General features: G+C 41.8%; 21 protein-coding genes. 10 read left to right on the forward strand and 11 right to left on the reverse strand.

Annotated features, from left to right (window positions below; genetic code table 11):
• Nucleotides 1–59: 59 nt before the first annotated feature.
• Together H6G08_RS25080 and H6G08_RS25085 are read right to left on the reverse strand one after the other, a co-directional pair.
• Nucleotides 60–875: an ABC transporter permease gene (locus H6G08_RS25080; RefSeq protein WP_199322731.1), complete on the reverse strand. Its 816-nt coding sequence runs from the start codon at nt 873–875 to the stop codon at nt 60–62.
• A gap of 251 nt (nt 876–1,126) precedes the next feature.
• Nucleotides 1,127–1,924: a Uma2 family endonuclease gene (locus H6G08_RS25085; protein ID WP_190547950.1), complete on the reverse strand. Its 798-nt coding sequence runs from the start codon at nt 1,922–1,924 to the stop codon at nt 1,127–1,129.
• A 183-nt stretch (nt 1,925–2,107) separates the two neighbouring features.
• Between H6G08_RS25085 and petP the strand changes: the two genes are divergently transcribed.
• The 4 genes from petP (at nt 2,108) to H6G08_RS25105 (ending at nt 5,128) form a co-directional block, all read left to right on the forward strand.
• Nucleotides 2,108–2,302: a cytochrome b6f subunit PetP gene (gene petP / locus H6G08_RS25090; RefSeq protein ID WP_096643805.1), complete on the forward strand. Its 195-nt coding sequence runs from the start codon at nt 2,108–2,110 to the stop codon at nt 2,300–2,302.
• Nucleotides 2,303–2,374: 72 nt separating this feature from the next.
• Nucleotides 2,375–3,475: a Get3/ArsA fold putative tail anchor-mediating ATPase NosAFP gene (locus H6G08_RS25095; protein ID WP_190547952.1), complete on the forward strand. Its 1,101-nt coding sequence runs from the start codon at nt 2,375–2,377 to the stop codon at nt 3,473–3,475.
• A 131-nt stretch (nt 3,476–3,606) separates the two neighbouring features.
• Nucleotides 3,607–4,650 (forward strand): chlorophyll synthase ChlG, encoded by a 1,044-nt coding sequence (gene chlG, locus H6G08_RS25100; protein WP_096647711.1) that lies wholly within the window; start codon nt 3,607–3,609, stop codon nt 4,648–4,650.
• A 190-nt stretch (nt 4,651–4,840) separates the two neighbouring features.
• Nucleotides 4,841–5,128: a hypothetical protein gene (locus H6G08_RS25105; RefSeq protein ID WP_190547954.1), complete on the forward strand. Its 288-nt coding sequence runs from the start codon at nt 4,841–4,843 to the stop codon at nt 5,126–5,128.
• Between the two features lie 152 nt (nt 5,129–5,280).
• Here the strand turns inward: H6G08_RS25105 and H6G08_RS25110 are convergent, their stop codons facing one another.
• From H6G08_RS25110 to H6G08_RS25125, 4 genes are all read right to left on the reverse strand, one after another.
• The gene (locus tag H6G08_RS25110) at nt 5,281–6,234 is read right to left on the reverse strand and encodes an MDR/zinc-dependent alcohol dehydrogenase-like family protein (RefSeq protein WP_190547955.1); all 954 of its coding nucleotides are present in this window, start codon (nt 6,232–6,234) and stop codon (nt 5,281–5,283) included.
• Nucleotides 6,235–6,287: 53 nt separating this feature from the next.
• Nucleotides 6,288–6,869: a hypothetical protein gene (locus H6G08_RS25115; RefSeq protein WP_190547957.1), complete on the reverse strand. Its 582-nt coding sequence runs from the start codon at nt 6,867–6,869 to the stop codon at nt 6,288–6,290.
• Nucleotides 6,870–7,030: 161 nt separating this feature from the next.
• Nucleotides 7,031–7,837, reverse strand: a complete 807-nt coding sequence (locus H6G08_RS25120; protein WP_190547959.1) for an inositol monophosphatase family protein — start codon at nt 7,835–7,837, stop codon at nt 7,031–7,033.
• Between the two features lie 106 nt (nt 7,838–7,943).
• Nucleotides 7,944–9,377, reverse strand: a complete 1,434-nt coding sequence (locus H6G08_RS25125; protein WP_190547961.1) for a BCD family MFS transporter — start codon at nt 9,375–9,377, stop codon at nt 7,944–7,946.
• A 226-nt stretch (nt 9,378–9,603) separates the two neighbouring features.
• Between H6G08_RS25125 and H6G08_RS25130 the strand changes: the two genes are divergently transcribed.
• Nucleotides 9,604–10,551, forward strand: coding sequence for an aldo/keto reductase (locus H6G08_RS25130; protein ID WP_190547981.1), 948 nt, complete (start codon nt 9,604–9,606; stop codon nt 10,549–10,551).
• 492 nt (nt 10,552–11,043) lie between these two features.
• Here H6G08_RS25130 and H6G08_RS25135 read toward each other — a convergent pair whose 3' ends face one another.
• The gene (locus H6G08_RS25135; protein ID WP_190547963.1) at nt 11,044–12,582 is read right to left on the reverse strand and encodes a DEAD/DEAH box helicase; all 1,539 of its coding nucleotides are present in this window, start codon (nt 12,580–12,582) and stop codon (nt 11,044–11,046) included.
• 129 nt (nt 12,583–12,711) lie between these two features.
• Complete coding sequence (rimO, locus tag H6G08_RS25140; RefSeq protein WP_190547965.1) at nt 12,712–14,031, reverse strand: 30S ribosomal protein S12 methylthiotransferase RimO; 1,320 nt, start codon at nt 14,029–14,031, stop codon at nt 12,712–12,714.
• A gap of 877 nt (nt 14,032–14,908) precedes the next feature.
• Between rimO and btpA the strand changes: the two genes are divergently transcribed.
• The 4 genes from btpA (at nt 14,909) to H6G08_RS25160 (ending at nt 20,911) form a co-directional block, all read left to right on the forward strand.
• Nucleotides 14,909–15,757, forward strand: a complete 849-nt coding sequence (btpA, locus tag H6G08_RS25145; RefSeq protein WP_190547967.1) for a photosystem I biogenesis protein BtpA — start codon at nt 14,909–14,911, stop codon at nt 15,755–15,757.
• 180 nt (nt 15,758–15,937) lie between these two features.
• Nucleotides 15,938–16,927, forward strand: coding sequence for a vitamin K epoxide reductase family protein (locus H6G08_RS25150; RefSeq protein WP_190547983.1), 990 nt, complete (start codon nt 15,938–15,940; stop codon nt 16,925–16,927).
• An 856-nt stretch (nt 16,928–17,783) separates the two neighbouring features.
• Complete coding sequence (locus H6G08_RS25155) at nt 17,784–19,985, forward strand: CHASE2 domain-containing protein (protein ID WP_190547969.1); 2,202 nt, start codon at nt 17,784–17,786, stop codon at nt 19,983–19,985.
• A gap of 647 nt (nt 19,986–20,632) precedes the next feature.
• Nucleotides 20,633–20,911 (forward strand): hypothetical protein, encoded by a 279-nt coding sequence (locus H6G08_RS25160; RefSeq protein ID WP_190547971.1) that lies wholly within the window; start codon nt 20,633–20,635, stop codon nt 20,909–20,911.
• Nucleotides 20,912–21,084: 173 nt separating this feature from the next.
• Here the strand turns inward: H6G08_RS25160 and nadB are convergent, their stop codons facing one another.
• From nadB to H6G08_RS25175, 3 genes are all read right to left on the reverse strand, one after another.
• Nucleotides 21,085–22,764 (reverse strand): L-aspartate oxidase, encoded by a 1,680-nt coding sequence (gene nadB, locus H6G08_RS25165; protein WP_190547973.1) that lies wholly within the window; start codon nt 22,762–22,764, stop codon nt 21,085–21,087.
• Nucleotides 22,765–22,914: 150 nt separating this feature from the next.
• Nucleotides 22,915–23,343 carry a photosystem II complex extrinsic protein PsbU gene (gene psbU, locus H6G08_RS25170; RefSeq protein WP_190547975.1) on the reverse strand — a complete coding sequence of 143 codons (429 nt, stop codon included), beginning with the start codon at nt 23,341–23,343 and terminating at the stop codon, nt 22,915–22,917.
• Between the two features lie 476 nt (nt 23,344–23,819).
• Nucleotides 23,820–24,293, reverse strand: coding sequence for a hypothetical protein (locus tag H6G08_RS25175; RefSeq protein ID WP_096643821.1), 474 nt, complete (start codon nt 24,291–24,293; stop codon nt 23,820–23,822).
• 179 nt (nt 24,294–24,472) lie between these two features.
• Between H6G08_RS25175 and H6G08_RS25180 the strand changes: the two genes are divergently transcribed.
• On the forward strand, nt 24,473–25,372 hold the full coding sequence (locus H6G08_RS25180) for a YihY/virulence factor BrkB family protein (protein WP_190547977.1): 900 nt from the start codon (nt 24,473–24,475) through the stop codon (nt 25,370–25,372).
• The last annotated feature ends 168 nt before the right edge of the window (nt 25,373–25,540 follow it).

Here is a 25,540-nt window from a genome sequence, read left to right on the forward strand (position 1 = left end):
TCACGATAAAACCTTTAAAAATCCTAGTTTATGACTAAAAGGCAATTTATTTGCCGCCTTCACAAAATATCAGCAAATGCTGGACGCAAACGTTTGTATATTAAAAATCCGCTAAAAAATATTAAAATTGCAACAATTGAAGCAACTCCCCATTCGCCCCAATGTTTCACTTCTCCAACTAAAATTAAATCACGATAAACTTCTGCGATCGCAGCTATAGGATTTAACCACAGTACCCAACTCCGCCATTGTTCGGGAATCTGGGATGCTGGATATACTAAGGGTGTTGCATAAAACCAGATACTTAATATCACCCCTAAAGTCTGAGGAATATCTCGCAAAAATACTGTTAGTCCTGCTGCTAAATAACCTAATCCAGCAGTTAACAATAATTGTGTTAACCAAACCAAGGGTAATAGCGCCAAGGTAGTATGTAAAGTATGAGAAGTTAAAGCGACAAAAAAAATTAACGCCATTAACCCAAAAGAACTTTCAATAAATGTAGATAAAATTGGGACTAAAGGTAATAAAGCTAAGGGAAAAACTACTTTTTTAACTAAATTTGGTTGGGTGACTACTGAGTTAGCCGATTGTAATAGTCCTCCTGTAAAAGCAATCCAAGGTAGTAAACCTGCAAACAACCACAAGCCAAAAGTAAAGTTATTTTCTGGTAAAGTTTTTAGATTTAATTTAACTTTTAGTACTATTGAAAATACGTATGTATAAATTAGTAATTGCGATAACTGATTGAGCAAAGGCCATAAATTGCCTAAAACAGAACCTTTATATCTCGCTTCTAAATCTCGTCTGACTAAAGTTCTGAGTAAATCAAACTTTATCCCTAATTTTTCATTAATTGGGAGAATATGCTGCATTTTTTTTGCTTGATTGATAAATCCTCTAATTGTCTTTAGCAATTCTTGCTGCCTCGCTCGTTATCTATATATTCCATTGCTATTCATGAAGCTAATTAGCTATGAAAGTTCCCTTAGCATTTTTATTGCTATCAATAATACATTATTAAAAAATAGACTCCTCAATTAACTGGGCAATTGTACTCTGAATAAACTATTAAAGCAACTTGATGATAATTACCTCTGTTAACTTTTGCGGAAAATCTGAGGAATTAACTTAAATTATCGGGGTCAATACCAAGCGATCGCACATACTCTGCCAATTTTTCAGCCCGTTGGCGTTCCTGTTCGGCTCGTTGGCGTTCTTGTTCAGCTCGTTGGCGTTCTTGTTCGGCTCGTTGGCGTTCTTGTTCGGCTTTTTCTGCTAAGGTTGGTAGCCAACCTTGAGAATTATACCAACGCAACCATAAACCTGTTGTCTGTTGGTAAGTGCCTTGCCATAATCCTAATCCTAGTTCCAACTCTGCTAACCAAAAGCGATTTTCTGGTAGAGGTACTGCTTCATAACGATTGCCAATTAGTTGAAAAATGCGGAGAATATTGTCGTAGCGGTCGTAAACTACATAGTAAGGTACTCGCAAAATGCGTTCATAAACTTCCCATTTAGTTGGCGGCTGATTAACTTCTCTCAGTGTTTTGCCTAAGTCTTCTTGTTCTGTACCTGGTGAGAGTAATTCAACTACTAAAAATGGTGCAATACCCTCTTGCCAAATGACGTAACTTAAGCGTAAGTCTTGCTGTTGGCTAGCACTAGTTACCCCTAAAACCATATACCAATCAGGTCTTTTGTACCACAAAGTATGGCGGGGGTCGTAGTAAAGATTTAAATCGCTAGCTAGTAAAATTTCTGTTGCTGAATAGTTGGCAGGCTGACAAGTCTCAGTGAGTAAATCAGCTTGAATACAATGAAATTCATCCGGCAATCCTGATTCCCCTATTACTTCACTGGGTAAATCATACATTGTCGGCATGGTTTCTTGAGGCGAACGTGGCGGATTTGGATCGTACATTGCTGCTAATTAATGATGGCAAAATAATTGCTAAGGGAGTTTTTATTATTTTAGTCATTAGTCATTAGTCATTGGTCATTGGTCATTTGTCCTCCTCATTTCCTTTCTATTGCTGTAAATTTATGACAGATGAGGTACGGATTCAGTTAAACTGAGACTTGGTTTATTGCATTGTATCTAGGCATGGAAATCGGACAGAAGGTTAAGGTAGTTCGTTTGCGCGATCGCGTATCTCCCCCAATTGTCAAAAGATTAGGAGAAGTCGGCACAGTTTTAGGCTACAAAGTCACCGATGGTAGCGGTGTTGGTGTAGTAGTGCAATTTGACGATAATTCATCGACTTGGTTTTTTGAAGATGAATTGAGAGTCGTACAGTAGGCGGAAGTTAAGAAGATTTGCCGAGTGCTAAGTTGGAATTGACAACAATCGGCGGTAACTAAAAATCAAGTCATGACCTTTATATTGACATTTTTGGGCAAAAGCGGCATTGCTCGTACCAAAATTGCGATCGCATCTGCTAAATTATTGGCTAGCCAAGGTAAGCGCGTACTTTTAGCCGGACTTGCAGAACCAGCATTACCTATTTTGCTGGGTACTACCCTCACATCCGACCCTCAAGAAATTGCTCCTAATTTGCAAGTAGTGCAGTTTCAAGCATCTGTATTGCTACAACGCCAATGGGAAGAAGTCAAAAAGCTTGAGGCGCAATACCTCCGCACACCCATTATCAAAGATGTTTATGGTGAGGAATTGGTGGTATTGCCAGGGATGGATAATGCCCTTGCTCTGAATGCAATTCGTGAATACGATGCTTCTGGCAAATATGACGCGATCGTTTACGATGGCACAGGTGACGCTTCCAGCTTGCGGATGTTGGGATTGCCAGAGTCTCTAAGCTGGTATGTACGCCGCTTTCGCCAATTATTTGTTAACTCCGATTTAGGTAAAACAATTGCCGAATCGCCCTTGATTCAACCGTTGATTAGCACTTTGTTCAATTTTAATTGGACAGCAGACAACTTCGCTCAACCGACTAATCAAGTCAACAATTTCCTCGAAAAGGGTAAAGCTGCTGTGGCTGACCCCCGGCGGGTTGCGGCTTTTTTGGTAACTACACCAGAACCGATTGAGGTAGCTAGCAGCCGCTATTTGTGGGGTAGCGCACAGCAAATTGGTATTACTGTTGGTGGTGTGATTGTTGTCTCTGCTGACGGTAACCACAATGTCACAGATGAATTTAATCCCTTACCCATTAGTGTAGTACCTGATGCACCGGCTGGTGAATGGCGATCGCTCATCGATGCCCTACCAGACTTTGCACAGGAAGCAATAAAAGCACCAAAACCCATTGAAATTGATGTTCACAACCGTCAGGTACGCTTATTCCTGCCTGGATTTGATAAAAAGCAAGTCAAGCTCACCCAGTACGGGCCAGAAGTGACAGTAGAAGCCGGTGACCAACGGCGCAATATTGACCTCCCACCCTCATTAAGTGGTAAATCTATCACTGGGGCGAAGTTTCAAAATAGTTATTTGATCGTTTCGTTTTAACTTATAGATATCGGGGACTAGGGGCTAGAGGCTAGGGGCTAGGGACTAGGGACTAGGAATAAATCATGCCCAATGCCCAATGCCCAACGCCCAATGCCCCATGCCCCATACCCTATGCCCAAATTTATCTTATGTCTGATTTAACTCCCATTACTCCCAATTCTCAGCAAGCGGAAGCTATAGATTCTGTTAATCCCAGTGAAGAAATCACAGCCGTTGCTGATGACCGTAGTGCCAAAACTAGACAACTACTGGGGATGAAAGGCGCAGCACCGGGTGAAACTTCTATTTGGAAAATCCGGTTGCAATTGATGAAGCCTATCACCTGGATTCCCTTAATTTGGGGTGTAGTTTGCGGTGCGGCTTCTTCTGGTAACTACACTTGGACATTAGAAAATGTGCTGAAAGCTGCGGCTTGTATGTTGCTTTCTGGCCCTTTGCTAACAGGTTACACCCAAACCATCAATGATTTTTACGATCGCGAAATTGATGCGATTAATGAACCTTATCGTCCTATCCCCTCTGGCGCAATTTCTGTACCCCAGGTAATTACGCAGATTGTTGTATTATTATTGTCTGGAATTGGTTTGGCCTATGTCCTAGATTTATGGGCTGGGCATGACTTTCCCAATGTCACTGTACTGGCTATCTTTGGTACATTTATTGCCTACATCTATTCAGCACCACCCCTGAAGTTAAAACAAAACGGCTGGCTAGGTAATTATGCTTTAGGTGCAAGCTATATTGCTTTACCTTGGTGGGCGGGTCATGCTTTATTTGGCGAACTGAACTGGAAAATTGTTGTTCTCACCTTAGTTTACAGCTTGGCTGGATTAGGGATTGCCATTGTTAATGACTTCAAGAGCGTAGAAGGCGATCGCCAATTAGGGTTAAAATCACTACCTGTAATGTTTGGTGTCACTACCGCAGCTTGGATATGTGTAGTGATGATTGATGTCTTTCAAGGATTAATTGCTGCCTATTTAGTGAGTATCCATGAAAATTTATATGCAGCAATTTTGGTATTGTTAATCTTGCCCCAAATCACTTTTCAGGATATGTATTTCCTGCGCGATCCTTTAAAGAACGATGTCAAATACCAAGCCAGCGCCCAGCCTTTCCTAGTATTAGGAATGCTTGTGGCTGGTTTAGCTTTAGGTCACGCTGGTATTTAAGTTATACATCCTGAGCTAGACGTTAAGAGTTGGGGGTTAGGAGTTAAAATTACTTCTAACCCCTAATTTTTAATTAGGCAAATTTCAGGAATGATTGCTTATCAGAGATGACTGTCTAGGGGAAACACCACCCCTAACTAATCAAGCTGTTGCCTGATTTTTTAAGTTGGCATTAATGTGAGAACTTGCCATGCTCCAATTGATTTCTTATCTGATTCATGGGATTCAACCTTTTTTAATTCCTATTTGCTTTGTGACGGCTTGGACTGTAATTATTCTCGGTGCTTGGAGTTTATGGGCTACTGCACGAGATAGCGTTAATAGAGCCAAGCAAATGCATCAAATACCTTGTACTAATTGCCAATTTTTTACTGCTGATTATCGCCTCAAATGCACTGTACATCCCTCTCGCGCCAATACAGAAGAGGCGATTAATTGTACCGATTATCATGCGAAAACCAATCCTATGTTTTATTGACGGTTGACGGTTGACGGTTGACTGATACCAAATTGCAACATTAAAACCCGCGCAAGGGCGGGGAAACCCCGCCCCTACGAAAATGTTTACGTATCACAATGCGGATTGGTATGACAATTGACCATTGACTATTGACTATTGACTATTGACTATTAACCAATTTCTAACAAAACTTTGAGAACTCCTCGACTCTGAGCATGTGCAAAAGCTGCTAAACCTTCGCTGAGTTGATAGCGAGCTTGAATTAATGGTTGTACGTCTACTTGTGCTGTGGCGAGTAATTGCAGTGCGGGTGCAAAGGGGCCGCAACGAGAACCAATCAGAGTGATTTCATCTACCACCAATGACGAAGCATCTAAGCTGAGGTTCCCTGCATAGGTACTTTTCAATACTAATGTACCTCTAGGACGTAAGGCGCGACGAGCGATCGCAAATCCTTCGGGATTTCCTGTACATTCTACAGAAATATCGAAATATCTATCTTTAACAGCAGTAGCTAAACCCGTTTTAATTCCTCGCGCTTCTAGATTAGCAAGTTTATCTTGATGACGCCCTACTACTAACAGTTCACAACCTGTAAGCGCTATTGTTTGCGCTACTAGTTGACCGAGTTTACCATCTCCTACTACCACTACTCGATGGTTAGCGCCTAACTCTACCTGCTGCTGAATTTCTAAAGCTGCGGCTAAGGGTTCGGTAAATGTTGCTACTTCTGTAGGCACATTATCGGGTACGGTATGTAAATTTGCGATCGGTAAACAGAGATATTCAGCAAAAGCTCCGTGACGATTGACAATACCTAATACAGTGCGATTTTCACAATGAGTTGATTGTTGACTCAAGCAAAATCGACAATGTCCGCAAACAGCGTTAATTTCACCGACTACTCGCTGATTAAGTAAGTTTTCTGGCCCTTGTTCAACAACACCAACAAACTCATGTCCTAAGATTCCACTGTAGGGATAGTAGCCTCTGAGCAATTCTAAATCAGTATTGCAAATCCCTGCACGCAAAACCCTGACAAGGGCTTCTCCTGGTGGTGGTTCGGGAGTGGGAATATCATTACGTAATTGTAATTGGTTGTTTTCGAGCCAGAGTCCTTTCATCAAAAATCTCCGAGAAACCTCAACAGATTAAATTAATTAGTATAAAATCACTCTTACTCTTTCTGCAGAATTGTCGTGTTGGTAATGTTGTAGGAATTAGGGTGAATTTTGCTTAACCAAGTTATCAAGTCATCTCCATGTACTGCTATCTCATTTCCTAAGGTTTTAATATAGAGAAGTCCGTCGCTAATATTTAAATCTCTAATGGGATACCATGCATTTCTTGTGCGGATGAGCAATTCTAAGGGAATTCCCAATTGTTGAGCATATTTACGATATTTCCACCAAGCACGCCATAAAAAAACCGATTTAGTACCGTGCATTTTATAACCATTAGGTACTTGGCAGTAACGATATTCATAGAAACCGCGACGATCCAACTCACCTGTAAGAATATAGCTATAGTCAGCTAGTACCTCATTCATGATTTCCCAGTAAGATGAACTGGCATTCACTAAAAATACTGATGGTGTATGAGTTAATTCGGCAGTTGCAATCACACCTTCTGTTTTGGCCATGAGTTGGGTGCTTTGATAGACTGTTTGCGCCGTTAAAAAAGGATTTGATAGTAAAACTTCTTGTTTTTGGATCGAGTTATAAACAAAGACTCGCATCAATTCTAAATTGGACAACATAGGTATTTTTATACTCGGTGTCTCACCGCAATATTATGGGAGTGACAACACAGTATAAATTAGTTACAACTAATTGAATTAATTGGAAATATAATTAAACCCTTGTTGGTAAAGGGTTAGAAGGTATATTTGATTACTTTAGATTTTGGCTGGGAGATTAGCTAAATCTTGACATTTGCCAAAAATGGTGTAAACACAGGCACTAATTCCGAACGACTAACTACCAACGTAGGAAAAGAGCGATCGCTATAATCTTCTCCAGTTGTCAGGGGAAATGGCTCTGTTTTTAAAGATTTCCAAGTAGCGCCAGCCGCTTGCACAATTACCCAAGCGCCTGCTAAATCCCAAACTTTGGGTGTAGCTTCAATTCCTCCCAAAGTCGCACCAGTCGCCACAGTCAGGAAGTTATAGCTAGCTACACCCAACATGCGAATTTTACAGGGAAAGTCTGGTTGCATCGCTGCTGTACTGCGAGAACAAAGATTAAAAAAGTGATTATTGCTGGGAGCATCAGGGCTAGAATGGATGGGGTGATGGTTGAGAAAAGCCCCAGTAGGTGTTGCTAATCCAGAATTACCTTGCCAAAAACCATGAAAAGTTTGATTCAGTGGTGGCGCGTAGATAAAACCGAAAATTGGTATTCCTCGATACAGCAGACCCAAAGAAATCGACCAAATAGGAATGCCCCTTGTAAAGTTAGTTGTACCATCCAACGGGTCAATTACCCAACACCATTCTGTACCAGGAAAAACCCGATCTGCTTCTTCACTTAAAATCCCGTAGCCAGGAAAAGTAGATGCGATCGCATCCCTGAGGGTTTGATCCGCCCATTTATCAGATTGTGTCACCAAAGTGCCATCAGCCTTTTGTGAAGCCTGCACCCGCCCAAAATCTTGCATTAATTGCTTACCCACCTTAGCAGTGGTAGTTTGGGCAAAATCGAGAATTGTATGCCAAAAATCGTTCATGAATCAGGAGATAAAGGAAAAGAAGAAAGACAAGGCGGACAAGGAGGACAATTGTAGAGACGCGATTCATCGCGTCTCTGCCCAATGCCCCATGCCCAATGCCCATTTAATCTAAATCGCTTTCCAAAACAGAAGCGATCGCTTGTTTGGTACTAGTTTGAAATTCTGCCACATTTACGCGATTAAGAAACCAAATTGATACCAACATACCTATAGCTTCTAAGACAAATACTAGTCCATAAGCTAACTCTAGGCTAGGTAGTAGCTTGCGACCTGTATCTAATACAGCACCACCAATGACAACAGCCAAACCTCTAGAGATAGATTGTGCTAGTCCCCAAGCACCAATAAATGTACCTGCTGCTTCCGCCGCCGTCAAATCTAGCATTAAGCTAACTGCAGCTGTGGTTAAGAAACCTGTAGCTAAACCAAATAACACTAAACCAAATTTGAGAAACGCTGGATTCGCTGAAAATCCTGAGAAACCTAGCAACAGGGAAGCAAATGCCACTAAAATACAGCCGAGTTTTGCAGTTCTACGCTTACCTAAGCGGGGCACAATGATAAAGCCAGTAATCCCGTAGGCAATCAGAATACCTGTGCCGTAAAAAACGTTCAGCTTAGTACTTTCCGCTAAAGGCATGTTAAAAACTTGCCCTGCAAAGGGTTCCACAATTGGATCTTGCATAAACAAGCTAATAGTCATCACAAATAAAAATGTGAAAAACAAGCCTGTTTGCGGGCTAGCTGTGAGGATTTCCCAGGCTTTACCCAAGCTGATGCTATCTTCCCGATTCACCACTTGAGAACGTTTGGTATATAAAGAGTATTTTTTCTCGACACCTAACGTTGCCGCGATCGCAAATCCAAATACCAAAGCTGGCACAATCATAAATAATCTATTGACTGCTGCCTGCAAAATTTCTATGCTAGCTCCTGATGTGATTTGCCTTAGTAGGCTAGAGCTAATAATTGCCCCCACAATAATCCCTACCATCAGCATCGACCAGACAACACCAACTACTTTAGAACGGTTGTCTTCTTCCGACACATCCACTAATAAAGCAGCGAAAGCCGTACCACTGGCGCAAAGGGCTAAACCATAGATTGCAAATACTAAAGACAGCAAAGCAGTCCAACCAATAGTTTGCGTATTCCAAACCCAAGTACCTGCACTTTGAGCAGCAAAATCCAGCTGCCACATTATTTGTACAGATAAAAAGGAAGCGATCGCAAATATTGCTGCGCCTACCCATACATAAGCTGTGCGATGATAACCCCATATCGGCTTCGCATCTGATATTTGCCCAAACAAAATCCGCGAAGGCGCAACAAATGCCGGTAGCGCCAGCACTAACGCCACTAACGTGGCCGGAATGGCGATTTCCTGAATCATGACTCTGTTGAGTACCCCCAGAGTCAAGATAGACATCATACTCAACCCCATTTGAAATAAGCCTAGCCTAAACATGGTCAGCAGATTGACCCTTGGCACAGACTGAGAATTACTTGCAGAATCAAAAGCTTCACTGCTTGCCATAGCTACTTTATGCGATCTGGAATTTTATTGTCCCATTTACTCAAGATAAACCCTGGCATTCCAGATTTCTCTAAAATTTGTCATTAGAGACGCGATAACCCTTGTCTGTACAATGGTTATTTATCCTTGTCCTCTTTCCCTCCCCTGCGATTGATTACGCACTATGAGGTGTAACGCTAAACTAAAAAAGTAAAGAAATGTAACAATAAATATAATGTTGACAAACGTGGAAACAATTACTTTAGGGAAAAATGGCCCAGTTGTTACACCCCTTTGTCTGGGTACTTGGGCTTGGGGAGATAAACTTTTTTGGAATTATGGCGATGGTTACGGCCCAGAACAGTTAAAAGAAGCCTTCACAGCCGCTCTAGAAGCTGGTGTAACTTTCTTTGATACCGCGGAAGTTTACGGATTAGGGGTTAGCGAAACTCTTCTCGGACAATTTTTGCAGCAAACCCAGCAACCCGTACAAATTGCCACAAAATTTGGGCCTCTCCCTTGGCGATTTACCGGACAATCAGTTGCTGATGCGTTAACAGACAGCCTCAAGCGCCTACAATTACAGCGAATCGAACTTTATCAAGTCCATTGGCCTTTTACCTTCTTTTTAAGCCAAGAAACACTGATGAACGCCCTAGCTGATGAAGTGCAAAAGGGCAGAATTGGCGCTATAGGCGTGAGTAATTATTCAGCCACACAAATGCGAGAAGCACACCAAATTTTGGCAGCTAGGGGAATACCTTTAGCAGTAAATCAGGTACGCTACTCTTTGCTGTCTCGCCAAATTGAAAGCCAAGGTATCCTCTCGACGGCTCGTGATTTAGGTGTAACAATTTTGGCATACAGCCCGCTCGCTCAGGGTTTACTTACAGGAAAATACACCGCTAATAGTAGCGAAACACCTACTGGCGCAAGAAAAATTGACCCAAGATTTAGTAAAGATGGCTTGCAAAAAATTACACCAGTGATTTCTTTACTACAAAAATTTGGCGAGAAATACGATCGCACTCCTGCCCAAGTTGCTCTAAATTGGTTAATTGCCCAAGGTAACGTCATTCCCATTGCCGGCGTGAAAACTGCCCAGCAAGTAAAACAAAATGCTGGCGCTTTAGGCTGGAAATTAAGCGATGACGAAATCAGCGAGTTAGAACAAATCACTCGCCCCTGGCTGTAAGATTTTTTACTAATAATTTTTCAATGTAGGGTGTGTTGTCGCGCAGCGCAACGCACCGCCAATTCTATTAATTCTTGAATAAGCTGAACCACATCTAGTTTGCATAATCTGAAATTGTACATTTCTTGTGGGGTGGGCGTCTCGCCCGCCCAATATATGCAAGTTAAACATGTAACTTTTAAATACACAATATGCCCGTAAAATTACAGGCAATTCACCAGAAAAATATTTTTTATTTAGCCCAAATCAACCAAAATTCAAAACTTGGAATTACACACAACCAAGCTAGTGGTTCATCGCACTAATCATGACAGGGCGAATAAATTCGTAGTCAGGACTTCAGCCCTGCATTTTCCAACACTAAAGTACTTTACTACGAACTTATCAAAACTATTGCGATAGACCACTAACGGAATATTCACAAAACCCGCTTAATTGAACGCCAGTTGATTTCAGGGGGATAGCCCCTGCACATAACTGACTCTTGTTGTGTTAGGAAGCCGATTCTCTACCTGAAGATGAACCTAGCTTTTGATTAACCGGTGCTACGGAAGCATCACGACGACCTGTCCGCAATTTTGGCTTGGGAGTAGAGCGTCTGTCATCATCACCGATGTTGTTGTCTGATTTGCTCCAAGAAGAACGGGTACGTTCTCCAGAATCACGACGTTTAACCAACTTGGGTTTGGGAGTAGAGATATTTTCCTCTTGAGGAATTTCAATATCTGAACTTAACCAAGCAGGACGAGTTTGATCGTAAGCGATTTGCAATGCAGCAGCTGCGATCGCCTGAGCATCATATTTTTCGATCAGTTCGCTAACTATCGGCAAAAATGAAGCTAAACGTTCGCCAGCCAAAGCTTCTCTCACTTGTTCTTGCAATTTATTGATGTGGCGTGCTTCAATTTGTGCCCTGGTAGGAATTGACAGCAATTGCCAGCTTTGGCGGTTATGGCGTTCAAATATCTGCTGCTTGCGGCGCTCAAATGGCTGGACTAGGGAAATCGCTGTTCCTTCTTTACCAGCCCGACCAGTACGACCAATGCGGTGAACGTAGGTTTCGACGCTATCAGGTAAGTCGTAGTTGATCACGTGTGACAGTTGGTCTACATCTAATCCCCGTGCGGCGATATCAGTTGCTACCACCCAACGGACTTGACGATTGCGGAAGCGGCTTAATAAGCGCTCTCTGGCTTGTTGCGACAAATCACCGTGGTATTCATCGACACTATGTCCGGCTGCTTGCAGTTGGCTAGTGAGTTCGGCGGCGGTGCGTCTGGTACGAACAAATATCAAAGCTGATTCTGGATCTTCCATTTCCAGAATTGGTTGTAGTGCTTTGGCTTTTGTCCAGTGGCGAGGAATGAGGTAAGCTACCTGATTAATCTTAGTAGGTGCAGCTTTGGGCTGTTCTACGGTCACTGTGACAGGCGATCGCAAAAACTTATTCACCAATTGCCGAATTGATAGCGGCATGGTAGCGGAGAATAAAGCTGTTTGGCGGTCTTCCGGTGCTTGGGAAAGAATTTTGATCACATCATCGATAAAGCCCATGCTTAACATTTCATCGGCTTCATCTAAGACAAACCACTTGACTTGATCGAGTTTGAGGCTACCTCTATCTAGCAAGTCGATCACCCGTCCTGGAGTACCGACAACGATATGTACGCCACGTCTGAGTTGCAAAATTTGCCGATCGATGGACTGACCGCCATAAATTGCTAACACCCGCAATCCACTGTCACCAATAAATTGGCTGATAGCATCATGAACTTGCATCGCTAACTCGCGAGTCGGAGTTAACACCAGTGCTTGTACAGCTCTTTGACCAATATCTAGCCGTTCTAAAATTGGCAGAGAAAAAGCTGCGGTTTTCCCAGTTCCGGTTTGGGATTGACCGACTACATCACGACCTGCTAACAGTTGAGGAATGGCTTGGCTTTGAATATTAGTCGGTGTGGTGAAACCGATTTTTTCTAGGTGTTCAACACGTTCTTGGGAAATGCCGAGTTCTTGAAACGAAAGATTCATTAAATCTCCTAAAATTTTCTTTTGGATTTTTGGATTTAGTCATTGGTCAAGAGTCATTAGTCAATAGTCAATAGTCATTGGTGATTAAACATTGGACTTTGGACTTTGGACTTTGGACTTTTTGACAAATTAGTTATTGACAATTTGACCGTAAAGGTCATACGTATCAGCACTTTGGATGTCTACTGGCACTATTGTTCCTAACTGCGCCTGACCAACCACATAAACCTGCCCGTCAATTTCTGGGGCAAATCTTGCAGAACGACCAATCAATTCTCCAGTTTCAGGATTTTCTTGCTCAATCAGGACATTGACAGTTTTGCCGACTTCCTGTTGATTCTTTCGCCAAGTAATTGGTTGTTGCAGTTCCATGAGGCGGCTGCGGCGCTCATCCATGACGACTTGAGGCAACTGATTTGGTAGCTTGTAGGCTGGGGTTTCCTCTTCTGGGGAAAAGGTGAACACGCCTACATGATCGAATTCGTGCCGTTGAACAAACTGTAGTAGATGTTCAAAATGCTCATCGGTTTCTCCAGGAAAACCAACAATAAATGTTGTTCTCAGCACCGCAGATGGTAGCGCTTGCTTAATGCGCTCAATAATTCCATCATTTACCCGCCCTTGCCAGGGACGGTTCATGGCGCGGAGAATTTCCGGGTGAGAATGCTGTAAGGGCAAATCTAAGTAGGGAAGGACATTTGGTACTTCTTGAATCGCGGCGATGACATCTGGTGTCAAGCCTGTGGGATAAGCATAGTGCATCCTGATCCAGGGTACATCTACTTCTCCCAAAGCGCGGAGTAATTCGGCTAACTTTGGCTTGCCATAAATATCCAAACCATAATTAGTAGTGATTTGGGAAATTAAAATGATTTCTTGTACCCCTTGGCTAGCTAACTGCTTGGCTTCAGTGACAATCGATTCAATGGTACGCGATCGCTGGTTTCCCCGCAGATGGGGAATAATACAAAACGCACAACGATAATCACAGCCTTCGGCCACCCGCAGATAAGCTACGCCTTCGGTTGTAGTGCGATAGCGCGGTGTAGTTTCATCGGCAATATAGGTTGGTTCTATACTAACCTGCTTGACCCGTTCTCCTTGTTCTACCCGCTCAATTACATTTACAATATTGTGATAATCGCCTGTACCTACTACGGCTACTGCTTCTGGCAACTCTGCCAATAATTGTTCTTGGAAGTGCTGCGCCATACAGCCAGCAATTACGATTTTTTTATTCGCCTCTGCTAACTCTACCAAAGTTTTAACAGATTCTTCTCTTGCTGCTTCAATAAAACTACAAGTATTGACAATAACGTAATCTGCTAACTCTTCATTACTATCTACGCCATAGCCTGCGTTGACAAGCAGTCCTAGCATATGTTCTGTATCAATTCGATTTTTCTCGCAGCCCAGGTGAGAAATTGCAATCGTTGGCTTGTCACCCATATTTTGCCAAAATTTTCAGTTTTTTTCTTTTCATCTAAATCCAAACAGTGTTGAGGTCTGTTTTTATTTGCACCCAACATGTGGACAGTATTCAAGTGGAAGGGTAGCATTACCCATCGCTGTCCGCAAACCTATGACCCAAATCAACTTTCAGGTCATGTTATGATGCTTTTATTAATCAGTTTTCCCAGGGTAAGATAAAGTGTCTTGGGGTACATTTGACACTTGTTGATGTTTTTTAACAATTCGCCTATTGGTATTTTACATTACCGCAGCGTATGCGTTGTTAATTTACCCATCGGGAAGCCGCCCAAAGGGCTGGTTGTGAGAAGTCGCTACCCTCAGGGAAATCGCGCTCGCGCCTACGCCTCAACAAGCGGTAATGCTACCCGTACAGATTGGGCTTTACCTACGAACATGCGCAGGAAATAAACCTCAGACTGTAGGAAGCTGCCTCGCGTCTTGTGAGTTGCAAACTCCTCTTTGTAGTCAGGTTTTATCTTAACATATCTTATGGAAGGTTTTACCGCAATTTCCGTCCTGGGATAGAGGCGGTAAAACCTACCACATAAAACACCATTTAATGCTAAGGAAGGGAGGAGTTAGGGACTAGAAAGGACTAGGAATAGTGGCTTACTACATTAATAATGATAGATAAATTAGTTCTTAACCAGGACTTCAGTCGGTGGATTGTGAAGCACAAATCTTGCTGAGTACAAAACCAGCAAAATTTCTGTGGTTCAATACTAGGAACTAGAGACTGAAAGTGGTTAGGAAAGTGAAAATGAGGAAATCAGAATTTCCCTAGCCCCTAGTCCCTAACACCTAGCCCCTAGTCTTAGCGCCTCTAATCCCTCACCCCTCCTAAAAAATTGACGTGGACTTATATCAGCTATTTAAAACTCGAACACCGATTATTGGCGTAGTTCACCTACTACCACTGCCCACCTCACCCCGTTGGGGAGGTAGCCTAAAAACAGTGATCGATCGCGCCGAACAAGAAGCAACCGCCCTAGCCAGTGGTGGAGTTGACGGTATTATTGTCGAAAATTTTTTTGATGCGCCGTTTACTAAAAATCAGGTCGATCCAGCAGTTGTGAGTGCCATGACTGTAGTGGTGCAGCGAATCCAAAATTTAGTGACCTTGCCTATTGGCTTAAATGTATTGCGAAACGACGCGAAAAGTGCATTAGCGATCGCCAGTTGCGTGCGGGCGCAATTTATTCGCGTTAACGTCCTCACTGGAGTCATGGCTACAGATCAAGGATTAATTGAAGGCGAAGCCCATCAATTACTCCGCTATCGGCGAGAACTGGGCAGTGATGTTAAAATTTTAGCCGATGTATTGGTTAAACACGCCCGCCCTTTAAGTTCCCCGAATCTCACAGTTGCTGTCAAAGACACAATTGAAAGAGGTTTGGCAGATGCAGTGATTTTGTCAGGCTGGGCTACTGGTAGTCCACCGAATATAGAAGATTTGGAACTGGCCTGTGGTGCAGCAAATGGCACACCTGTATTTATTGGCAGTGGAGCCAATTGGGAAAACATAGGTACACTGATGCAAGCAGCAGATGGTGTAATTGTTTCTAGTTCCCTCAAACGTCACGGTCAAATTGAACAACCAATTGACCCCATTCGCGTCAGTCAATTTGTTGAAGCCGCCCATCGGAGTTGGAACTCTAAGGGCGAAACTAAATCAATTTCCTCTGTAACTATACGTTCTTAGGGAGTGGGGATTAGGAACTAGGGGCTAGGGACTAGGGACTAGGGACTAGGGGCGCTTAGGCTAGGGAAAAAGGATCGGGCAAAACAAATGCTCCATGCCCAATGCCCAATGCCCAATGCCCAATGCCCCATGCCCAATGCTCAATTCCCCATTCCCAATTCCTCATTCCCAAGAAAACTTATGATTCGTCGCCGTTCTACTCCTTGGATTCATAAATGGTCGCGACAATTGATTGCCGCGATCGCGGGACTTGGTGCCCTAACAACAGGTTATTTGACTATCGAGAAATTAACAGGAAATACTGTTACTTGTCCGGCACAACAAGCTGGTTTTAAAGGCTGTGGTGATGTGCTTTCCAGCCCTTGGGCGACTGTTTTAGGTCAGCCATTAGCTTTGTTTGGGCTATTGGCTTATCTAAGTATGCTGATATTTGCTTTGGCTCCTTTAGTCTTGAAGTCTGGAGATAATAACCGCAAACAAATAGAAAACTGGACTTGGTGGTTGCTGTTAGTGGGTGCGATCGCTATGTCCATCTTCAGTGGCTACTTAATGTATGTACTCGCAACGCAAATCAAAGCCATTTGTCCTTACTGTATCGGCTCGGCTATTTTCTCTCTGAGCATGTTAGTACTGACTATTCTTGGTCGGACTTGGGAGGATGTCGGGCAAATCTTTTTTACCGCTTTGATTGTCGGGATGGTAACACTAATTGGCACTTTGGGCATTTATTCAGGTATCAATACCTCAGGCGATACAGTTACTTCTACTCCTGGTAAACCAGTCCAAATCAGCTTTACTCCCAAAGTCAATCCTAATCCCGAATTTGGTTGGGAAATTACAACTACTTCTGGTGAAGCAGAAATCGCCCTAGCCAACCATCTGGCGAAAATTGGTGCTAAAGAATATGTCGCCTATTGGTGTCCGCATTGCCACGAACAAAAGCTACTCTTTGGTAAAGAAGCTTACAAGATTATTGATGAGAAAGACGTAAAAGTAGAGTGCGCTCCCGATGGATTAAAAGGGCAACCAGATAAGTGTAAAGCTGCCAATATACAAGGCTTTCCTACCTGGATAATTAATGGCAAACCCTATAGCGGAGTGCAAAATTTAGATGAGTTAGCCAAGGTTTCTAATTATACAGGCGCTCGCAACTTCAAATATTTCAAGTAATAGTTTTAACCAGTTGAGTTATCGCAACTTTGGCTGATACATGATCCTCAATAGTCAATCGGTAGTAGTAAATTTGCTGTCGGTTGACTTATTTTTTTGCGCTCTAGCGTATTGCAATTCAAGATAACTAGTCATTAGTCATTTGTTAGAGACGCGATTAATCGCGTCTGTACAATTGTCATATGGACAATCGCTGTAGGGACGGGTTTATGCGAGATCGTTATGGAGATTTGAGGATATTTGTAAACTCGCTCGTGCAGTTGTCATTTGTGAGGGTTTTCAGCGTATTTAAGTTTCTGAAGATATTTTGCTGCAATTACCGACTTACTTTGCTATCAACAGACTCAACAATAAATATTAGAGGCAGCAGCTTTAGTATTTTAAGTCACAAATAATATAGAGGTATCAGATATTATCTTGTATATTATTTATTAGTTAAGAATTTTTGTTCATCTTTATTTTTTATAGTTTTAATACTTAAATAATTTCCAGATTTAAACATTGATTGGTGACTATTTTTTAAGTAGATTCACTAGTGCAAGTTGATGTGAATGTATTTTTTTAAACTTTTTTGCTAAAAAATGCCAACATTTAACTACAATCTTAGGCTTTTAAAATTACCCATATATATATTACTGTTCTTAGCAAACACTATTTATACTGAATTTGTGATATGAGACGGCTAAGTTACAACTACCATCCCCTCAGATAATGAGTACCCAAGATTAATCTTGAGGAATGCAAAGCATCTGAAGAAACTTCTAGGAACTTCATGTAGCTGACATTGAGCTATCTTCGCTACGTAGTTAATAGAGATCCGCCAACAACAAATATTTCTCCCCAGCAGGTAATGGGAATGAGTAAGCAGCTAGACAAGCGTCTTGTAAAGTTCATATCTGGACTGAAAAAATCGCTTCGTCGAGGAAATAGGGAATTAATTACCGCCTCCTGCGTTGCAGTCTGCATCTTGCTTGTACGCTCTATTGGATTATTTCAATCTTTAGAATTGTCAGCTTTAGATCAATTGTTTCGCTTACGTCCAGAAGATCCGCTAGATGAGCGGATTACGATTGTCGCGATTGATGAAGCTTCTTTACGCTCTGTTGGGACTTGGCCAATCCCAGATAATGTAATTGCCCAGTTGTTACAAAAATTAAAAGCTTCTAACCCCCGTGCTATTGGTTTAGATATATACCGTGATTTACCAGTAGAACCTGGTTATGAAAATTTGGTGAAAGCTTATAAGTCGATACCAAATTTAATTGGTATTGAACAACTAGCAAATAACAAAAATGCTGGTGTTTTACCGCCATCGGTGCTGAATCAACTCGATCGCGTCGGCTTTAATAATGTTATATATGACATTGATGGCAAAATACGTCGTAGTTTGTTGTATTGGCATATCCATAATCAAGCACATGAAAGTTTTGCGTTGAAATTGGCTTTATTATATTTAAAGTCCTATGGCATTAGTCCGCAAACTGCAATGAATAACTCTGAGTATTTGCAGTTAGGTAAGGCAGTATTTACAAGATTTCAGGCTAATGATGGTGGCTATGTAGGTGCTGATGATAAAGGCTACCAAATTTTGTCTAACTTTCCTAAATTTAGCTGTCCTAATCCATCAAAAAAATCTTGTAGTTTCCGCCAAGTATCAATGCGGGATGTGCTAGAGAATAAAATATCCAAAAACTTGTTTAGCGATCGCATTGTGCTGATTGGTTCTACTGCGCCTAGTCTCCAAGATTTTGTCTTTGTACCGCAATCCAGCGACTTTATGGGTGCAGTTAAACCAATCGCCGGTATTGAACTGCAAGCCCATTTTATCAATGATTTAATTGCGGCTGCTGTGGATGGACGATCCTTACTAAAAGTTTGGCCTAAGCTATGGGAATTTTTGTGGATTTTTGCATGGTCTTATCTAGGATCTGTGACAGCATGGCGCATCCGACATTCCAGCAGAAGCTTAATTAGTATTGTAGTTTGTTGCTTATTATTAATGCTATCGGTCTATTGTGCTTTTTTGCTTGGTTGGTGGATACCATTTGTGCCTGCACTGCTGAGTTTTGGGACTTCAGCTATGTGGATTATCCGTTATTTTGCTTACATGCAAGAAGAGTTAAAACGCTCGAAGGAGTTTTTACAGCAAGTTATTAACACAATTCCCGATCCGGTTTTTGTCAAAAATGAACAACATCAGTGGATTGTTTTAAATGAAGCTTATTGTCGATTGATTGGTTATCCAAATCAATTATTAACTGAAAAGTCTGACTATGACTTTTTTCCCAAGCATGAAGCGGATGTATTTCGTCACCAAGATGAAATGGTTTTCCAGTCGCATCAACCGCAAGAAAGTGAAGAAGCGTTTACTGATGCTTATGGTAAAACTCATCTGATTGCTACTAAGCGATCGTTTCATAAAGATGCGGCTGGAAATTATTTTTTAGTTGGGGTAATTCGCGATATCACTAAGCGTAAATTGCGAGAAGAAGAACTCCAGCGTACTGCGGATGAGTTATCTAGATCTAATAGTGAATTAAAACGTAAAGAAGACCATCTGCGTTATTTGGCATATCACGATCCCTTAACTGGTCTTTCTAATCGTAAATTTTTCTTAGAACAACTTCATGAATCTTTAGATTGGGCAGAAAATAATAATTTGTTATTAGGGTTATTGTTTATCGATCTCGATGGCTTTAAACAAGTTAATGATACTCTAGGGCATGAAATTGGCGATCGCTTGTTAGTCACAGTCGGACAAAGACTCAGCAATTGCTTGCGGGGTAGTGATACTGTCTCGCGCTTGGGTGGCGATGAATTTACGGTAATTGTCAGAGCAATTCCTAATATCCAAGTAGCTGCAAAAGTTGCAGAAAAAATTCTCGGGACGATTACAGAACCAATTGTGCTGGATGAGTATACTACCAGAGTTTCCGCTAGTATTGGCATCAGTATCTATCCGCTTAACAGCCAGGACAGTGAAAACTTGATTAAACAGGCTGATACTGCTATGTACCGAGCTAAGAATCTTGGTAAAAACCGCTATGAGTTTGCGTAATTTTTCCAATAGAGCGGTGAAATTATTAGTCATTTGTCATTTGTCATTTGTCATTGGTAAGGGTTTTGGGCGTTTAACATGAGATAAACCTCTTTAAACCGAACTGGCGTTAATTAAAAAATAATTTTACCTGTTGAAAAACTAGCCTGATGGTTTTTTAAGTATAAATACTGAAAATATAATTTTAATTGATAATATTTTTACTAATAATTTTCAGTTAAGAATGAGTTGAAGATGGCAACACAGGTAGTTTGAAGTAGAGATTTAGCCATCTTAACTATTGAAAAATTTCTGAATATGAAAGACTTTTTGCTGATTGGAGATGATTTTCCTCACTTTGTTATTCATCTCAAATAGGTTTTAGGTATAAATATTAAGATTGTATTAATTTTAGCTAACTTAGTAAAAACTTGTGTTGAGGCAATAGTGCAAAATCTCTAACTTTAGACCGATGTTATAAACAGAACCAAAATAGTATTTCTATAAATCGAATCGATTTAATTAAGGACAACCAAACATCGATTAACCAGATGATAATAAGCGTTTTTTATCAGTAAAATTCATTACTGGGAATAAAAAATTAACTAAATTTTAATATTTTTCTGAGACAATAAGTATATCTACCGTTTAGAGAATAGAGAACAACCATGAAAAGCGAAACGGCGAATTTACCTAGATCGGTGACTAATAATTTAAGAATTACTAGTCTTGCCATATTATTTATTGGTGTTTACTTAATAATTCCTAAGACTGCTACTACTACAGCCGCTTTGAGCGAGATGAGTATGAATCAGTTTAGTCATAGTAGTGAAAATATAACTGAAAATATAACTATGGCAGAAGCTAATTCTTTGGAATTAGCAAAAACTTATACACCACCGAACTATGGAGGTCCTGACACCGAGTCGGGTAGCGGTACGCGCTAAATCAGTCAAAGTTATAGAATTGAAGCTGAGTAAGCATATAATCTACAACTCAATCAAAATATCAAAAGACGTAAATTTGGATCGATGCTGGCAAAATGCTGCTTCACCCCCACATCTAAGCAGCAAGCAAGAGTGCAAGTTAAAAGAATTGGCGAAATATGGCGGAAAAATTCCTAATAGTTTAAATTCGGAGATTTCCACCAATGGGATGTTTGTATAAGGGTATGAGCTTGCCAATCCAAGTCTGTGTCTGGATAATCTGAGCGGTAGTGTCCCCCCCGGCTTTCGGTTCTAAAAACAGCGCTTTTGAGAATTAAATCGGCTACATCTAGCAAATTACGAGTTTCTGCCCAGAGGCGCAATTGTCGTTCTACATCTGGTAGTTTTAAACGGGCTGGTGCTAATGGATTTAAAGACAGTAGGAATTGACTCAAAGGTAGAGCAGCGAAATCTCGTTGCCAGGATTCTACAGTAGTAATGGCGGCTTCTAAGCCTGATTGCGATCGCGAAATGCCGGCACTTTGCCAAACTAAACGCGGTAATTTCTGTCTCAGCACTTCTATATGTAGTTGCTGTCTTTGCCAATCATCAGTTTCTGTCTGAAATTCGCGGATTGGTAACTCTGCTATTTCTGATGGTAACTGCTCAAAAGACAAATCTAGATGAGCCATCTGTGCGCCAAAGACAATGCATTCTAACAAAGAATTGCTGGCTAAACGATTGGCTCCATGTACTCCCGTACTCGCAGTTTCTCCCACAGCGTACAAACCAGGAATATTGGTGCGATTCATCAAATCTGTGACAATTCCCCCCATCCAGTAATGAGCAGCAGGGGCTACAGGTATGGGTTCTGTGAAGACATCAATTCCCCAATGTTGACAAACTTTGATGATGTTGGGAAAGCGATGACGAATTTTTTCTGCGGGGATGGGGCGCATATCTAGCCAGACATAAGCCGTGGCTGGATCGGCGGAAGTTCGCTGCAAATGGCTGAAAATTGCTCTACTAACTACATCGCGCGGTGCAAGTTCGCCTTGTGGATGGTAGTCAAAGACAAACCGCCTTCCTTCGTTGTCAACTAAGTGTGCGCCTTCACCGCGTACAGCTTCACTAATGAGAAAGCGATCGGCTCCTGGTTTGGTGAGGGCTGTAGGATGAAACTGAACAAATTCTAAGTCGCGGAGTACAGCACCAGCACGAGCTGCGATCGCAACTCCATCTCCTGTACTCACAGCCGGGTTAGTAGTTTGAGCAAATACCTGTCCACCACCGCCAGTTGCTAAAATTACTGCTTTAGCTTGAATCCAGTGAATTTCGCCTTGATAAAATAGGCTAATTCCTTGAACTCGTTCGCCTTGGGGCGTCATCCATAAACTTAAAGCCAAAGCTTGCTGAATCACCTGAATATTGGGGCGTCGCAGTACTTGGGCTGTTAAGGTAGTAATTACTTCTCTACCTGTGGTGTCAGCAGCATGAAGCACCCGATTCCGAGAATGGGCAGCTTCTAAAGTTAAAGCTAAAGTACTACCATGACGATCGAAAGCTACCCCCAATTCCACTAGAGATTGAATGCAACTAGGGGCGTGTTCGGCGAGGAATTCTACAGCAGAGCGATCGCATAAACCTGCGCCAGCCCGCATAGTGTCTTCAATATGTAAAGTTGGAGAATCTTCAGGGGCGATCGCGGCGGCGATACCACCTTGTGCCCAATCACTGGCAGACAAAGCCACTGTTTCTTTGGTAATTATACCGACTCGTAATGAATCTGGTAAACACAGTGCCGTATACAGTCCTGCGGCACCTGCACCAACTACTAAGACATCAAATTGTCTGGAAATATCTATTTGCGACAAGGTAAAAGATTTAGGGCGAAGGGGAGAAATCGAGAAAGTAGGAGAAGGGTAAAAGCAGAAATTTCCCGCTCATACCCATCTCTCAGCAGAAAATGCTACTTCTTGACAGTAGAAGCAGCTTGTGATTTAGCAAATTAGCTAAAATTGCAATTATCTATAGATGCCGTTGTTAAAACGATCATCTCCTTCATTGAAAGCAGGTTCAAATTCTGTCACTGTAAATTTATCTAAATTGGCTTGCAAGGTTTGTTTTTGGCGATCGCTCAATCCGGGAAGATTCAAGACATCCTCTACATTTTTGTAAGGAGCATTCTTGATGATTTTCTTAGCTAGGGTAGGATACAAACCTGGGTACTGTTGAAAAGCACGGACGTTGGTATTGTTTAAATCAATTTTTTTACCAAATTCCGTTGCTAGTTTAGCGTCTGCACGATTTTGCTTTTCAATTGCCAAAATTGGCATTTGGGGCAAAGTTAGACTATTGAAACTAGCAGCTTGGGCGCTCTGAGTAGTTCCCAGCCATCCCCAACAACCAAGCAACAAGCTAAATACTGTTAATAAACGCACCAATCCTTTCACGATTTTTCTACCTCTTTTCATCAAACGGAAATAAAAGCTTTAAGCTCACAGATGTCAACAGTCGCTAGTTCATAGTCAGTAGTTTTGACGTTTGAACAACAGCCACGCGCCAAAGTCAATGGCTCCTAAAGTCGCCCTAGCTAAGGGTGCTGACGGTTTTTTGACTCTTGACTACAATCTGTTTGCCTAATCAACACACAGCAGTCATCAGAAACTAATATACAGCTTATTAATATCCACAATATTGACTGTTACTGGCTTTCCCCTGACATTTGCAAAAACTTTTCTAAAGTAGGGCTTGGATAAGAGGGATATAAAGGGATGAGGGGGATGAGCCAGCAGTCTCGATGAAAAATTTTTTTATCGCTATGTATTAAAGGGAAGGGAGACAAGGAGGACAAGGGAAGGGGGACAAGGAGGACAAGGGAGAAATAAATCTAGCCCCATGCCCCATGCCCCATGCCCCATGCCCCTAATTAATGGGTATGTTGTGCTTCCTGTTCCAGCGCTACTCGTTCTCTTGTCCAACCATCAATAGCATCACCCAAGGCGGTAGTTAAATTGTTACGGGTTTGAGCGTGGTTATCTTGCTCAGTTTTCAAAGCTTGCAATAGGCGATCGCGTTCTTGAATAACGGTGAGTAATTTACTTTTCAATTCCTCCACCGATTCGAGTTGTGCAATTTCTTGTTGGATAGCTGTGACTGCTGTAGCATCAGGAAGTGCGCCTGTATCCAAACCTTGGAGTTTTTGCAGTTCCGCTTTTAAAGATGCGATCGCCTGTTGCGAGAGTTGAGTATCGGTGCGTCGTTGTTCTGCTTCTGTGTTATAGAGTTTTCGCCACTTTTGGGCACTTTCCCAAGCTGCATCGCGATCGCGCTCAATTGCGGCTACTTGGTCTCTTAAAGACTGAATCTCATTCAACCATTGTGTAGTTAGGTCTTGACTCATAGTGATTTTTGATTAGTCAATAGTCAATAGTCATTTGTCATTGGTCATTTGTCATTTGTCAATAGTCAGTTGTTAGAGACGCGATTAATCGCGTCTGTACAATTCTCAATTGTCTCCCTTGTCCCCCTTGTCTCCCTTCCCTTGTCCTCCCCATCCCCCTTCCCTAGAACTACCAAACTATGTATCAGTCGCGTTTTATTCGCTTCTTTCGCCACCTTACATGGCGCAATCTTAAGAGAACTTTTGCGCGGACGATGGAAAGACGACTTTTGGGACTGGCTTCGGAAATTGCTTTTAACGCTATGCTGTCGCTGTTTCCAGCTATTCTCGCTTTTGTCACGGCGATTGGTTTATTTGCAGACTCTTTGCAAGATACCTTTAGACAACTTTTGGTGCAGTTGAGTCAAATTGTACCCAGAGAGGCGCTAGTTCTCATTAGTGATTTTGCGACAGCAGAAATCGCTAATTCCAAAAATAGCGGCTTGTTTTCTCTCAGTTTTGCGATCGCTATTTGGACGGCTTCCGGAGCGGTAAGTACTGCAATGACAGCTTTGGATCAAATTCATCAAGTTCCCCCTGAGAAAATGCGTCCCTTTTGGAAAGCTAAATTGATTTCTTTAGGATTAACCATTGGTAATATTTTGCTGTTAGTCTTAGCCTCATTTTTAGTCTTTATCAGTGACCTAATTTTAAGACTGGTAGTCCGCGAAAGTCCTTTGTTAATTTTCTTATTTGATGCTTGGGAACTGTTACGCTGGCCTTTAGCTTTAAGTATTGTTGCCTTTGCCTTTGGCTTTGTTTATCGCTATGGCCCTAGTGTTTGGAATTCTGGTACGCCAATGATGCCTGGGGCTAGTTTAGCAGCTGTTTTTTGGGCAATTTTATCGGCTCTATTTCGGCTTTATGTCGCTAATTTTGGTAACTATAATAAAGTTTATGGTGCGGTGGGCGCGGTAATTGTCTTAATGCTTTGGTTATGGATGAGTGCGGTTGTGCTTCTTGTTGGCGATCAATTAAACGTTACAGTAGGGGAAGATATGCGCTCTCGTAAAAGTGAAACTTTACTTCAAAAAGATTAATAATTTGTATTTATTTTAATTGTTAATAGTTACCAAAAAACTGGGTCTAAAGCCCCGTCCTAAAGGAGCGGCTTTTCTTCCTGTAGTCTATCAATCCAGTCTTCAATCAGTTGAGTCATTGTCTTGCGCTTCTGCTTGGCAATCCTTCTTAATTTTTCAAGCCTTTGG

Source organism: Calothrix anomala FACHB-343, from assembly GCF_014696435.1.
GTDB classification, from domain to species: domain Bacteria; phylum Cyanobacteriota; class Cyanobacteriia; order Cyanobacteriales; family Nostocaceae; genus Aulosira; species Aulosira anomala_A.

Excerpts from the sequence above, each read along its gene's own strand:
- H6G08_RS25080 (WP_199322731.1), bottom strand. The coding sequence starts at position 875 with ATGCAGCATATTCTCCCAATTAATGAAAAATTAGGGATAAAGTTTGAT.
- H6G08_RS25085 (WP_190547950.1), bottom strand. The coding sequence starts at position 1,924 with ATGTACGATCCAAATCCGCCACGTTCGCCTCAAGAAACCATGCCGACA.
- petP (WP_096643805.1), top strand. The coding sequence starts at position 2,108 with ATGGAAATCGGACAGAAGGTTAAGGTAGTTCGTTTGCGCGATCGCGTA.
- H6G08_RS25095 (WP_190547952.1), top strand. The coding sequence starts at position 2,375 with ATGACCTTTATATTGACATTTTTGGGCAAAAGCGGCATTGCTCGTACC.
- chlG (WP_096647711.1), top strand. The coding sequence starts at position 3,607 with ATGTCTGATTTAACTCCCATTACTCCCAATTCTCAGCAAGCGGAAGCT.
- H6G08_RS25105 (WP_190547954.1), top strand. The coding sequence starts at position 4,841 with ATGCTCCAATTGATTTCTTATCTGATTCATGGGATTCAACCTTTTTTA.
- H6G08_RS25110 (WP_190547955.1), bottom strand. The coding sequence starts at position 6,234 with ATGAAAGGACTCTGGCTCGAAAACAACCAATTACAATTACGTAATGAT.
- H6G08_RS25115 (WP_190547957.1), bottom strand. The coding sequence starts at position 6,869 with ATGTTGTCCAATTTAGAATTGATGCGAGTCTTTGTTTATAACTCGATC.
- H6G08_RS25120 (WP_190547959.1), bottom strand. The coding sequence starts at position 7,837 with ATGAACGATTTTTGGCATACAATTCTCGATTTTGCCCAAACTACCACT.
- H6G08_RS25125 (WP_190547961.1), bottom strand. The coding sequence starts at position 9,377 with ATGGCAAGCAGTGAAGCTTTTGATTCTGCAAGTAATTCTCAGTCTGTG.
- H6G08_RS25135 (WP_190547963.1), bottom strand. The coding sequence starts at position 12,582 with ATGAATCTTTCGTTTCAAGAACTCGGCATTTCCCAAGAACGTGTTGAA.
- rimO (WP_190547965.1), bottom strand. The coding sequence starts at position 14,031 with ATGGGTGACAAGCCAACGATTGCAATTTCTCACCTGGGCTGCGAGAAA.
- H6G08_RS25150 (WP_190547983.1), top strand. The coding sequence starts at position 15,938 with ATGATTCGTCGCCGTTCTACTCCTTGGATTCATAAATGGTCGCGACAA.
- H6G08_RS25155 (WP_190547969.1), top strand. The coding sequence starts at position 17,784 with ATGAGTAAGCAGCTAGACAAGCGTCTTGTAAAGTTCATATCTGGACTG.
- H6G08_RS25160 (WP_190547971.1), top strand. The coding sequence starts at position 20,633 with ATGAAAAGCGAAACGGCGAATTTACCTAGATCGGTGACTAATAATTTA.
- H6G08_RS25175 (WP_096643821.1), bottom strand. The coding sequence starts at position 24,293 with ATGAGTCAAGACCTAACTACACAATGGTTGAATGAGATTCAGTCTTTA.
- H6G08_RS25180 (WP_190547977.1), top strand. The coding sequence starts at position 24,473 with ATGTATCAGTCGCGTTTTATTCGCTTCTTTCGCCACCTTACATGGCGC.